Origin of the sequence: Coleofasciculus sp. (genome assembly GCF_046565525.1) — a bacterium.
Lineage (GTDB): Bacteria > Cyanobacteriota > Cyanobacteriia > Cyanobacteriales > Coleofasciculaceae > Coleofasciculus.
The window spans coordinates 1-12,582 of sequence record NZ_JBKHUP010000159.1 but is presented as its reverse complement, the minus strand read 5'-3'; the positions used below and the strand labels follow the sequence as shown (position 1 = coordinate 12,582).

Genomic DNA, 12,582 nt, shown 5'->3' with positions numbered 1-12,582 from the left:
ATGTTATTAACGGATTCGGCGAGTATTCGGGATGTGATTGCGTTTCCGTTGCTCAAAAGTAGCAGCCGCGATGGTTCAACTCTTCAATGATGATCTTCTACTCCAGATAAGTAGTGGCATGGCACACCTTATTTGATGAATTAAATTCGGCTTGTAGTAAGGGCTTCAGCCCTAGATTCCGTTGGGTTTCGACTTCGCTCAACCCAACCTACAAACTATTCCACCATTTTAGCTGGGTCACACCACTACAAAAGGCGATCGCTAAAACAAATTCGTTTAACTTAATAGTGCGATGAGTTATGACCCCTTTTATGCTACTCAAGATCATATATAATATTCTGAGAGACAATAAAAGTTACAACAAATGTGCGGATTTGCCGGATTTGTTGATTTCCGAAATCGTCAACAGCTACCACAATACTGGGAATATCTTAGCCAGATGGGGCAAGAACTTTCTCTTCGTAGCCCTGATGGTGAACAAAGGGTAAACTTTTCTCACCTGTGGCTGGTTTATCGCCGACTTTCGATTATCGATGTAGCTGGAGGTGTGCAGCCAATTGCCAATGAAGATGAAACCCTGTTTGTGGTGGTGAATGGGGAAATCTATAACCATATCGAGTTGCGATCGCACTTAAGAGAAAAGCATCACTTTCGCACTAACTCTGATGCCGAGATTATCCTGCATTTATATGAGGAGTTGGGGCCAAAAGCCCTGAATTATCTCAATGGTATGTTTGCGATCGCCCTTTGGGATAAGCAAAGGCAACAACTATTTCTGGCACGCGATCGCTTGGGAATTAAGCCTTTGTACTACACTTTGGTGGATTCTCAACTCATCTTTGGTTCCACTTTAGCTTCCCTGCTGGTTCACCCCAAAACACCTTGGTATCCCCAGTTTGAAGATTTATATAATTTCAGGGCTACTACCTCCTATGTTGCAGGTGTTTACCGCTTAGCGGGGGGGCATTATTTTCTCTTTGATGCTGAGACAAAAACTGTCACACCTCAATGTTACTGGAATTTAGCTGATTACTTATTTACTGAACCTGTCAAAGATTCTCGCACGGCTAAAGATTATGTCCAAGAATATCGGGACTTATTTGTTGATAGTGTCAGTAAGAGTGGGTTTATAAGCACGAGCTTTATCGCTACGCAAAAAAAATTATGCCTGAGCTAAAAGTAATGCTCTTAGGACAAGGTGCAGACGAATTTGCCGGAGGTTACTCCGCCGCAAAGGATAAAACGACAAAAAACTGGCAAGGTTATAACCAAGAATTAATCGAAAAACATCAACGAATTCTCGAACATCAAAAAGCATTTGGACTTAATGATGGTTCTTTTGTAGTCTAAGGTAGAATCTGTCATGCTGAGCAGAATGTAGTGAAACGGAATGAAACTCGCGCATCTGTCCAGATTCTTCGCTTCGCTCTCCAATGACATGATAGAACGCAACTTGGTATAAGGTAATCTAAGCCCCATTCGTCTCTTCTAGCGAATCCCAATAGGGCGCACCGTTTTTGTCATATATAATGACATGACCGTTATCCTGCACAATCAGTTGACTTGGTGGATACTGTGAACCAAATTTCTGACTAGACCAAGTAGCATGACCCGGTACATTGAAGACGACTAACTTTCCATCTGATTGTTGCAAGTGACATTGGTAAGCAGGAGGATATAAATGGCTGTTGGCTTGCCACAAAACCCTCATATTTGGCTTGTCTTTATTCTCATAATGTACGAGATTGGAATTTGTCAGATAGCAGAAGGAGTAAACTCCGTTCGCTGATGTTAGACATTCACCCGGTTTGAGAATTTCACCAGAATTCAAGGTGTCCCGTGTTCCTGAAGCTGAAGGTGACGCAGGAGTCATAATTTCCCATTGTTGATTGAGCGCACTGGGAGAGAATGGCGCCAGGGTAATTGGCACAAACTCTGAAGGTAAAGCCCCAAAAATATCTAATACCTTACCATCTGGGTTACTTTTAATCGCAAAGGCATTCAGTTTCCATTCTATTGTCCATTGCTGAGTGAGCTGATCATCTTGAGGAGCGGTCACTAACAGGGGAGGGTAAACTAGACCCTGACTGCTGAGATAGTTTAAGTATTGGTGATATTTATGAGAAAGAGTCAGTAAATTTTCTGTTCCGATATCCAGAACTAAACCGTTAAACTTACTCTGAATTTGTCCTTGTGGATTCAGCATCCACAGTTGGTTATCGGCTTGGGTTTCTTGAGCAGTTACAACCCAGATATGCTGGGATTGAATGCCGAAATCTGTAGCAATACGATTGGTGTCGTCAACTTGAAGAACTAAGTTGTTAAGTTTGCTCTTGATGACAAAATAGTTAGTCATAATTATTTTAGTTTTGAGAATTGTTTAAGTTTGCTAATATGCGGCAATTGATGTGACGTTTAACCTGTGAACTCTAACGGCGATCGCTGATACAAGTACTCTCCAGTTACCGGAGAATTCCGCTGGGAGCAAATCTGTTTAAAAACAGCCATTTTCATCCCAGTTAATAACTGCTCACAGGCGATACTATAAGTTGGCTGGTGTGAGGATTGCTCGAACCAGTCTAGTAGGGTTTCTGGCTCAATATCAATTAAGAGCTGACCCGGATTATCCAGATATTTTTGCTTAAACGCTGGAAAAATTCGCTGTACGATTTTATGCTTCATCGAGTTGTAGAGTTTAGGTTCTGTGGCGTGAGATTTTTGGCGATGGATGAAACTGTGGGGCAACCAGGCTTGAGCCATTTGGCGGATAATCCTTTTATTCCAAAACAGTGTCGGGTGATGCTGGGGCGGAATAGCGGCAAGATATTCGACTAAACGATGATCTAAAAACGGGACACGAGCTTCGATACTTTGACTCATGGAACTGCGGTCTTCATGCCACAGGTTATAGTCCTGGAGGGAATAAATGCCCATCAACATTTCTTTTTGAAAGGGAGTGCAACCAGAAGGATAGGATTTGAGTGTGTAGTCGAATATAAATGAACCGTCATCGAGTCCAGTTGGCTCTTTGAGTTGTAAATTTTGCTGTTCTTTTTGGATTAATTCCGATGTATAGTCTTGCCAGTTTTGGGTGGTTTTATCCTCGGCTTTTGAGTACCCTCCGGCAAATTCATCTGCCCCCTGTCCCAGTAGCATTACCTTGAGATCGGGCATCAGGGTTTTCGCATAGCGATAGAGTTCGTGCTTATAAATCCATTCTAGGTGCAATTTAGGTGCATCAATTAACCCAATAAAATATTCAAATGTCTCTAATGAAAAATCGAGTTGCTCTAAGAACGTTTCGGTATCAAACCACAGGGGATGAAAGGGCAGATGCAATTGTTGGCAAAGCTGTTCGGCGGCGTCAATATCTCCATTTTGCCGCGTGTCATCATCGCTAATACTAAAGCAGTGTAAATCGGGTTGAATCTGACGGGAAATGGCGACAATGACTCCAGAATCGAGTCCACCACTCAAACTGGCTGCTACAGGTACATCACTCATTAGCCGCTTGGTGACACTATCGACAAATAACTCCCGATAATCCTGAATGTAATCGCTGGGAGTGCGGCTGTCAGGGATGGGTTCAGTAACTAAGTAATCGGCTAGGTTCCAGTAACATTTAGGCGTTACGGTTTGAGTGTGGGCATCGAACAATAGGTAATGTCCCCCAGCTAAGCGATGAATGCCTCGAACGTAGGATGTGGTGGCGCTGAGATTGGTTAAGTCTTGGAACTGAGGATGCCAAGGGGTATTGGGGTGAGCCAGAAGGGAGGCTAGGGTGGAGGCGAAGATCAGTTGTGAACCGACTTGAGTGTAATATAAGGGTTTAATGCCCAAGCGATCGCGTGCCAGAAATAATTGTTGTCGTTGCTTGTCCCACAGCGCGATCGCAAACATCCCATTTAGGGCGGTGAGGGCTTGAGAACCACGTTCCTCATATAAATGCAGCACAATTTCGGCATCCGATTGAGTCCGAAAGTCATGGTGTTCTCGTAATTGAGAGCGTAACTCAATGTGGTTGTAAATTTCCCCATTGACGACTACGCACATCGTTTGGTTTTCATTCCAAATCGGTTGTCCCCCTCCAGGAACATCAATAATCGAGAGTCGGCGATAAATCAACCAAAGCGGTGGTGAGTTCACGACTTGCTCGTCATCGGGACCACGGCGTCGCAAGGGTTGCCCCATTTGGGTCAGATATGCCCAATCATGTTGGGGGTGTTGGTCATCTTGGAAATTAATAAATCCGGCAAATCCACACATGACAACGGCTGATTAACGCTAAATTCTGGGGTGTCTAAATCAGTTGTGAACTAGCAATCCTTACAGGGTAAGGGTTTTAACCTCATTTATTTTCACAAATCATTTATACAAATTTCCCCGCTTCCTTCGCTTCCTAATTAGGTCGGTTGACTGGACAAAAAAGTTGGGCATGGCATCTGCCTACAATGCCTTTCCTGATTATCATACAGGAAGAAATTCCGGCAGCTCCGATAATTATCAGAAGTGTTTTAATTTTTGTAAAGTTATACAACCAAAGACTTGCACAAATCAGATAATTCCCTTAGCCTTATCCCTATTAACTATTCAACTGTAAGTAGCAAAGTATCTTAGTAATCCTCTGGAGAATAAGCATGAAATCACGGGCATCAAGATCGAAAGATTCAAGGAAAACCAGTCGCCAAGAGAGCAGCAAGAGCAGTAGTGCGACCAATTCAGCGTCTACCTCAGCCAAATCAGACTCCACTCCTTCAGAATCCAGTGGTTCTCTGCATAGCCCAGGTTCCATGACCGATAATGTCTCTCATACACTCCAACAAAAAGCGAACCAAGGGGCTTCCTTAGACCGACGAATCGCGACAGCGCGAATTGATCGATTGGTTCCACCCAAACCGTAATCTTCTGTGTCGATCTCACGCTGTTGTACGCGGCGTGCTATCCGCTCAACACAGGACAATTGTGGACAAGATAGCCAGACTGAGGCTTGAAAGCCTACGTTAAAGAGGTCAAGACACCTACGAATGCTTTCCAGTTTGTAGCCCTGTCGTCAAGGATTAAACAGGTTTATTGAGCTAAACCAGTGTCTTTGACCGAACAAGCCTCTTTAACTTTGTCGAGGAACACGTTACCGGAGCAATCCGAGATTGAAACTTATGTTTGTGTTTGTACTGGACAAAAATAAAAAACCGTTCGCTCCTACTCACCCAGCACGCGCAAGAAAGTTGCTTCGTACTGGCAGAGCGTCAGTGCTTCGTCGCTTTCCATTCACCATCATTTTGCATGACACACAAGTTTTGTCCATTGATTTAATGACTAGAGGCGCACCGATCGCAAATTAATGGTAAATCAAACGATGAAGGCACACCGCTCAAAAAATGACTCAAGAAACGTAACACGTCAAGAGAAGAACAGCAGCAAGGATTCTTCCAGTGCTTCTACCATGCAAGCCAAAACAGAATCCACGTCTTCCGATTATAGTTCTGATTACGGCGGAGTTTTCTATCGTCCTGGTTCCTTGGTCGATAATGTGTCCCGTACTCTCCAACAAAATAGCCGATCAGCCACCCGCACTAAAGGAACTCGCATTCACCCACAAATGCAGATTAGTCAACCGCAAGATCAGGATGAACAAGAAGCCGAAGCTATGGCAGAACAAGTGATTCAACAGATTGAATCTCCTGAGTCGGTACAACCTGAAATGGGAACGAACTTAGAACAGGTGAGCGCGGAAAACATACAACCGATACGACGAGAATCAGCCTTACACAGACAGTCTACTGATGATGGGGGAATGGAAGCGTCTCCAGAAGTAGAAGTAGCTATCGATCAGGAAAGCGGAAAAGGAATGCCCCTACAATCAAATATTCGCGAGCCGATGGAGGAAGCTTTTGGAGTAGATTTTAGCCATGTGCGAATCCATACAGACACTAATGCTCAGGCATTGAATGACGCCATTGAAGCGGAGGCGTTTACTACTGAGCAAGATATTTTCTTTAACCAGGGAGCCTACAATCCGAGTAGTACAGAAGGAAAACATTTGCTTGCTCACGAGTTAACCCATGTCATACAACAAACGGGCTAAAGTGCTTCAGATTTTTTTTGTCAATTTACAGGACAAAAAACTTGATGGAGCTGGACAATTCATTGAGGAAGATAACCATCCTAGACATCGAAAGTCGAACGTATAATAATCAATAGCTAGTAAATTAGTCACACTTTGGAGAATAACGATGAAATCACGGGCATCAAGATCGAAAGGAGATTCAAGGAAAACCAGTCGCCAAGAGAGCAGCAAAGGCAGCAGTGCGACCAGTTCAGCGTCCACCCCAGCCAAATCAGACTCTACCTCTTCTGATTCTGGTAGTTCTCTGCGTGGCGCTAGTACCATGATTAGTAATGTTTCCAAAACTCTGCAAAATAATCTTGATGCTTCTATTCAGAGGCATCAGGGCTCCAGCAATGCATCACGAGCAATACAGCGTGTAAGTAGCGGCCCAGGTGGCTCAGGTACCTCCGGGTTCGCCTCAGGTCAAGGTAAAGCTGGTAAGAGCATAGATCAAAAGGTCGCTGCGTTGGAGGACAAGGTCGGAAAATGTTGTCCATGAAAGAGCTGAGTAAGGAAACCCTGGCAACGCAAACTTGGCGTTGCTGCTCTAAGGGATAAAGTCATGCTATCAATTTTCTGAAAGCTGGCTATTCTGCACTTTCATAGAATTAGACTAAAACCACCAATGTTGAGAGTGATCGCTATAAGAAAAGCAACTGTCAATATATCTCAAAGCATTGATGGCTAAGATTTTCTGCTTTGTGCAGCAAGTTCTAGTTAGCGTCACTGCAATTGCTGCTTCACCCAGCTACGAAAATTACGAGTGCAGGTTATTTCCCCAACGTTGCGACTCTGTTGGATAAACCGGGGGATTTCCCTAACAGCAACAGGGGAAAAAACAGGGCTATGACTTGACTCTAAATATTCTCCGGATTCAAGTCTATAGATTCGCAACACGCTCCCGTTATAACGCCAAAATTCAGGAATCCCCATCGCTGCATAAAGTTGAAGCTTATTAACCTTAGATCGAGAGTATTCTACCTCTAATACCAAGTCTGGAGGTGGATCAGAAGCTAAGTCAATTTCTTGTTTATCCCGTACCAAGAACTCATTTTCAATGTAGTAGCTGCTGTCTGGTTCGCCTCCACATTCCAAATCATCTCGTGTCAACGTTAATGAACCCGTTCGTTTAACCTCCAAGCCCAACTCTTCGCAAAGTACAATAACTAAGCCTTCAATGAATCGGTTCGAATTTTCATGAGCCATTAGTGGAGTCATTATTTCGACCATTCCAGAGTTATATGCTAATCGGGTTAATCGCTCAGAACCCATTTCAGTCAGCATTATTTTAAAGGTTTGCCAACTGATATTAAAAAGCAAGGTTCTCTGCTCGGCTAGCGTTATTGTCGTAACCATAGGATAAAACCCATTTTCTACTAAGATACCACAAGAGTCAGAAGTCAGCGCGAAGCGCTATACTTTTGAAAGGCGAGCGCAACCAGGATAATTAATAAACTCAACACAGACCTCAATCCTTACTCCTAGTCTAAACTCCAGTTTATAGCAAAAACCAGCTCACAATCGTATATCTTTCGCCATGGGTAACTGGTTCAACCTCATGCATAAGATGAGAGGGAAAAGCAATCAATAAACCCGTTTCACTGCTTATCGGAAAACCCCACTCTGCCCAACGTGGATCTTTCAGCAAACCATAGAAGACTAACGCCCCCCCACCATAGCAATCGGGGTGAGGTTCCTCTGCTTCTTGATTAAGAAATATAACAACAGACACCCGACGCTTTTGTAACAGCTCGGGTGCATCCGTTGCCATGTTACTATCCTGGTGGGGTAAATAAAAACCACCGTGACTGTAAAACAAGAAATTTACTCCTTCACAGGCAGTGAGTTCTACAGAGAAATGACTTTCCAATCTGGGCTTAAGCGCCATTAAACGACGTTTGACCAACAATTCTGTCGATTCTGAAACTCCAGCATACTCAGTTTTTCGGACTGTCTCATCGACGACCCAATTTTCATCATCACGAACCTCTCCTGATTGCCAATCACTCGTTGAGCGGACTTGCTCTCGAATTCTCCGGCATAGTTCAGGATCAAAAAAATTCTTGACGACAAGTAACCCAAAACGAGTGAAGACACTTAATTTATCCGTAGGTTGATCAATGCTTCTTGGCTCACTTATTCTGTTCATGTATCATCTACCTTAAGTAGGTTGGTGGAAATAAACTCCTTGAAAATCCTAACCATTCTCTCAAGATGAGAGAACTAAATTATCGGTGTCATCAGTGTATGAATAAGCTCTCACCTCCCTACCCCCATCTGGACAATAAATAAATCTGTGAAATCAGTGTTTTGACGAATAACGATAAGATCCATTACCTATAATTGTTCCCACCGACTTATCTATGGAAACATCCCTAATGTCACTCTGGCGACTGGAAAACTTTAACAATCTGCTCCATGACCTTGAGCGTATCCGTCAATATCTAGAAAATACCCTTGAAGGCACAGAGCAGCCCCCACTCGAACCTAAACCTTTTTCACCATCCTATACCCTAGATGTACTGTGTCAACGCTTCGCGCTCTCCTCATTTGAACGGGATGTCCTGCTTCTGTGTCTGGGATTTGAAATCGAGCCTTCTTTTGCCGAATTATTTGCCAAAGTTCATGGCGATGCTCAAAAAAATTATCCCACGCTGGCTTTATGTCTATCCTCGTTACCCGAAGCCAGTTGGTCAGTCTTGTCGCCTCTTTCCCCTTTACAGTCTTGGCAATTAATCGAATTATCTGCTAGTTATCCGGCTTCTCTTTCTCGCATTGCTCTAGATCAGCGCATTCTCTGTTATCTCTTAGGCGAAGACGCCGATGATCAGAAATTGGCTGGTATCGTCAGTACCGTACCGACTGGTATAGCGACTCTGGTTCTCTCTCCCGCTCAAGAACAGATTGTCGAGCAATTAGTCGCTAGCATATCAGAATCCTCCCCCGACACTTCTGTGTTACAACTCTCCGGTGGGGAATTGTCCGCCAACTATCGCATGGCGTTAGAAATTGCCACTCGCTTAGGCTATAGCTTACACGTCATGTCGGCGGATTCCCTTCCCTGCCAAACCCAGGAACTGCTGACTATCAAACAACGCTGGGAACGAGAAGCTTGGCTAACCGATCGCTTTCTGCTTCTCGATTGTGATCATCTCTCGGACAATGATTCCTCATCTGTGTCTACATTTGTGGAAAATCTGCGGACTCCAGTTCTATTGAGTGGCAGAGAACGGATCAAAACTAAACTCTATCCGGTTCACTGCTTTGATGTTCCCCCCCTCAGTTCACAAGAACAGCGGGTGATCTGGTCAACTCATCTGGGTGCTTACAGCAACCACCTCAACGGACATCTAGATCAGCTCGCCTCTCAGTTTAACCTCAGCTCATCCTCCATTCAAGCCGCCAGCGATCGCTATAAAATTGCCGCCTCAGTCTCGGAAAATGGGCAAACGCCTGCAAACCCTGACCTATTATGGGATTACTGCCGTCGCCAAGCCCGTCCTCGCCTGGATGACTTAGCTCAACGCCTCAACTCGACTGCCGTCTGGGACGATTTAGTGCTGCCCGAACAACAGCGCCAGATTCTGGCGGATATTGCCACCCATCTGAAACACCGGGCAAAAGTTTACCAAGAGTGGGGTTTTGCGGGTAAAGGGAGTCGTGGCTTAGGGATCAGCGCCCTATTTTACGGTCAAAGCGGTACGGGGAAAACCATGGCAGCGGAAGTCCTAGCTAATCTCTTTCACCTTGACCTCTACCGCATTGACCTTTCGGCAGTGGTGAGTAAATATATTGGCGAGACGGAAAAAAACCTACAGCGTATCTTTGATGCCGCTGAAACGGGTGGGGCAATTTTACTCTTTGATGAAGCGGATGCGATTTTTGGCAAACGCACCGAGGTCAAAGATAGCCATGACCGCTACGCGAATGTGGAGATTAGTTATTTGTTACAGCGGATGGAAGCCTATCAGGGACTTGCCATCCTTACCTCCAACCGGAAAGAAGATATCGATACTGCCTTTATGCGCCGGATTCGGTTTGTGGTGCAGTTTCCCCTCCCCGATGCCGCCTCCCGCAGCGAGATTTGGCGGCGTATTTTTCCCCCACAGACTCCGACTCAAGGGCTAGATTACCAGAAACTGGGACAACTCAATCTTCCCGGAGGCAACATCCGCAATATTGCCCTAAATGCAGCATTTCTAGCGGCTGATGCCAATGAACCCGTGATGATGAAACATTTGCTGCAAGGGGCACAACGGGAATGTTTCAAGTTGAAGCGATTGCTGAGTGATGAAGAAACCAGAGGATGGACTTAAGCTGAAGGGTTTTGAACTGTTGCGGGCAAAATTGTAGAAAATTGTAAATGAAGGCTGGAAACAAGAGGTTAATCTGGGCAAAGGTCATAATCAAAAGTTTGTGAATATTCCTCATGCTAAGTTAATCGACCAGATTACCTATAAGTGTGAATTAATAGGCATCAAGGTAGTCATTCAAGAGGAAAGTTATACTTCAAAAACATCAGCCTTAGACTTAGAGGCTCCCTATAAGCAATCAGCCTATTTGGGGAGACGAGTTGAAAGACTGAACCCATAAGTTTCTACAAGTTCAGTCTACACGGTTACGGGTAGTCGAGGAAACTACTTTTTCAGTTGGCGTTTGAGGGTTGAGACTGCGCCGAGGGTGCCGAGGGTGAGGAGACTGAGTACAGAAGCGGGTTCAGGTACGGAGACTTGAGCAACGCGGAGAGTTGACCCAAAAACTCCGTCGGGGCCGAAAGGACTGTCTGGGAGAACGAGACCTGAGTTAGGACCTGCATTACTTACGGTGGCATTAAGATAGGTCACTTCAGGGATAGTCGTGAACGCTGTGCCAAACTGAGCCAAGGGTGTTGAATCGAAAAACGTGAGGCCGGTAAAATAAATCCCCGGCAGGAGCGTTTGCATAGTAATATCCTCAAATAGCCATTCACCATTACCATTAGAAGGTTCGGGCGAGCTAGCGTCGGAGATCGTTGCAGACCCCAGTAACGACCCACTGTCATCCCAGAGTCCAGCTTCGAGAGCGGGGCCAATTCCATCTGCACCGAAGTCCCAGGCTCCAATCCCATCGACCTTGATGGGGCTGGTTACTTCAAAGGACCAGCCGAATGTTTGACCGCTAATGTTACCGCAGTTATTACAGGGTAATGGCACTCCTCCTGGCCCCACGTCCAAGATGAGGTTGGCAGAGGCGGGAGATGCGCTCAGGGATGCGCTGACTAAGGAGACTGCGAGGAAAAGTTTAGCTTTTGTCATTGTGAAATCCTTCTTTCGGTAAGGTAGACAGCAAGTTACGTGGATGGCGATCGCTCTGCTGATGAGGTGCTCATCATCAATGCAGAAATCGGAATCTCAGTTTCTACACTTACTACTAAAACAGACCAACACAAGGGGACGCAAGATGAACTATAGTGATTTTACATAATCTTCATGGAAAACGGTCTTTTTAAAAAGGAAACGTAAATTTTGCTCCAATTTTCCCGTATTCGCCAAAGCGCTCCAACGAGATGCACCCTCCCTTGCGGCAGATTTGGAAGAAAGGTTTTTATCCCACATTACGCACGACAAAATGTCCTAACACATTGCCATCGTTCTAAATAATTTGTGAACAAAAATAATGCCAAAAAGCTTGTCGAGCAAGGATTACTCTTTCACATTTCACAACTGATTTATACAAAATTAATCAATGAATTTTCGTAAAAATACTTTTACTTTATCCTTGTTTATGATAAATTTTAGCAAGCTACGTCATTCGTCAATTTTGACAAATTCGCTTAAAAATGTATTAAGTTCAGACGGACAGCACGATTAAGTAGTCGGACAAAAGAAAACAACACGCCCACGCTTGTTTTGTAAACAAGCCTCAAACCCTTACAAAGGATGAATGACGAATGACAAATGACAAATGACAAATGACGATCTCCACCGTTCACGTTAATTGTTACCACCGATCTGAAACACCGTGCCAAAGTTTACCAAGAGTGGGGTTTTGCGGGTAAAGGAAGTCGTGGCTTAGGGATCAGCGCCCTATTTTACGGTCAAAGCGGTACGGGGAAAACCATGGCAGCAGAAGTCCTAGCTAATCTCTTTCATCTTGACCTCTACCGCATTGACCTTTCGGCAGTGGTGAGTAAATATATTGGCGAGACGGAAAAAAACCTACAGCGTATCTTTGATGCCGCTGAAACGGGTGGGGCAATTTTACTCTTTGATGAAGCGGATGCGATTTTTGGCAAACGCACCGAGGTCAAAGATAGCCATGACCGCTACGCGAATGTGGAGATTAGTTATTTGTTGCAACGGATGGAAGCCTATCAGGGACTTGCCATCCTTACCTCCAACCGGAAAGAAGATATCGATAAGCTGTCATGCATTTAAACTGTGATAAGAGCATTACCCTTATTTTTCAGTTTGCGCCCCCAGTTAATAACTAGC

At 44.7% G+C, this 12,582-nt stretch carries 11 protein-coding genes and 2 pseudogenes; 8 read left to right on the top strand and 5 right to left on the bottom strand.

Going from position 1 to position 12,582, the window contains the following annotated elements; translation table 11 throughout:
- Positions 1–364: 364 nt before the first annotated feature.
- Both ACLGGO_RS32980 and ACLGGO_RS32975 read left to right on the top strand, forming a co-directional pair.
- A complete protein-coding gene (locus ACLGGO_RS32980; RefSeq protein ID WP_446422484.1) occupies positions 365–1,177 on the top strand; it encodes an asparagine synthetase B family protein in 813 nt (270 codons plus the stop codon).
- Positions 1,165–1,350 carry an asparagine synthase-related protein gene (locus ACLGGO_RS32975; protein WP_446422483.1) on the top strand — a complete coding sequence of 62 codons (186 nt, stop codon included), beginning with the start codon at positions 1,165–1,167 and terminating at the stop codon, positions 1,348–1,350. Before ACLGGO_RS32980 ends, ACLGGO_RS32975 begins: the two co-directional genes overlap by 13 nt.
- Positions 1,351–1,468: 118 nt before the next feature.
- On the opposite strand, the gene ACLGGO_RS32970 is transcribed toward ACLGGO_RS32975, so the two are convergent.
- Both ACLGGO_RS32970 and asnB read right to left on the bottom strand, forming a co-directional pair.
- Positions 1,469–2,356, bottom strand: coding sequence for a hypothetical protein (locus ACLGGO_RS32970; protein WP_446422482.1), 888 nt, complete (start codon positions 2,354–2,356; stop codon positions 1,469–1,471).
- Between the two features lie 59 nt (positions 2,357–2,415).
- Positions 2,416–4,266, bottom strand: coding sequence for an asparagine synthase (glutamine-hydrolyzing) (asnB, locus tag ACLGGO_RS32965; RefSeq protein WP_446422481.1), 1,851 nt, complete (start codon positions 4,264–4,266; stop codon positions 2,416–2,418).
- 371 nt (positions 4,267–4,637) lie between these two features.
- Between asnB and ACLGGO_RS32960 the strand changes: the two genes are divergently transcribed.
- The 3 genes and pseudogenes from ACLGGO_RS32960 to ACLGGO_RS32950 all read left to right on the top strand — a co-directional run bounded on the left by ACLGGO_RS32960 (position 4,638) and on the right by ACLGGO_RS32950 (position 6,085).
- Complete coding sequence (locus tag ACLGGO_RS32960; RefSeq protein ID WP_446362740.1) at positions 4,638–4,901, top strand: hypothetical protein; 264 nt, start codon at positions 4,638–4,640, stop codon at positions 4,899–4,901.
- A 255-nt stretch (positions 4,902–5,156) separates the two neighbouring features.
- Positions 5,157–5,294 (top strand): annotated as a pseudogene (locus tag ACLGGO_RS32955) (RRXRR domain-containing protein); the annotation flags it as partial.
- Positions 5,295–5,443: 149 nt separating this feature from the next.
- Positions 5,444–6,085 (top strand): eCIS core domain-containing protein, encoded by a 642-nt coding sequence (locus ACLGGO_RS32950; RefSeq protein ID WP_446422480.1) that lies wholly within the window; start codon positions 5,444–5,446, stop codon positions 6,083–6,085.
- A 747-nt stretch (positions 6,086–6,832) separates the two neighbouring features.
- Here the strand turns inward: ACLGGO_RS32950 and ACLGGO_RS32945 are convergent.
- A complete protein-coding gene (locus tag ACLGGO_RS32945; RefSeq protein WP_446345425.1) occupies positions 6,833–7,465 on the bottom strand; it encodes a Uma2 family endonuclease in 633 nt (210 codons plus the stop codon).
- 142 nt (positions 7,466–7,607) lie between these two features.
- Complete coding sequence (locus ACLGGO_RS32940) at positions 7,608–8,258, bottom strand: 2OG-Fe(II) oxygenase (protein WP_446345427.1); 651 nt, start codon at positions 8,256–8,258, stop codon at positions 7,608–7,610.
- 214 nt (positions 8,259–8,472) lie between these two features.
- Between ACLGGO_RS32940 and ACLGGO_RS32935 the strand changes: the two genes are divergently transcribed.
- Positions 8,473–10,425, top strand: a complete 1,953-nt coding sequence (locus ACLGGO_RS32935; protein ID WP_446422479.1) for an ATP-binding protein — start codon at positions 8,473–8,475, stop codon at positions 10,423–10,425.
- Positions 10,426–10,465: 40 nt separating this feature from the next.
- Positions 10,466–10,702 carry an IS200/IS605 family accessory protein TnpB-related protein gene (locus ACLGGO_RS32930; protein ID WP_446345529.1) on the top strand — a complete coding sequence of 79 codons (237 nt, stop codon included), beginning with the start codon at positions 10,466–10,468 and terminating at the stop codon, positions 10,700–10,702.
- Between the two features lie 44 nt (positions 10,703–10,746).
- On the opposite strand, the gene ACLGGO_RS32925 is transcribed toward ACLGGO_RS32930, so the two are convergent.
- Entirely contained in the window at positions 10,747–11,403 is a 657-nt protein-coding gene (locus ACLGGO_RS32925) for a PEP-CTERM sorting domain-containing protein (protein ID WP_446422478.1), read from the bottom strand.
- Positions 11,404–12,105: 702 nt separating this feature from the next.
- Here ACLGGO_RS32925 and ACLGGO_RS32920 point away from each other — a divergent pair.
- Positions 12,106–12,510: pseudogene (locus ACLGGO_RS32920) on the top strand (ATP-binding protein); the annotation flags it as partial.
- Positions 12,511–12,582: the final 72 nt, after the last annotated feature.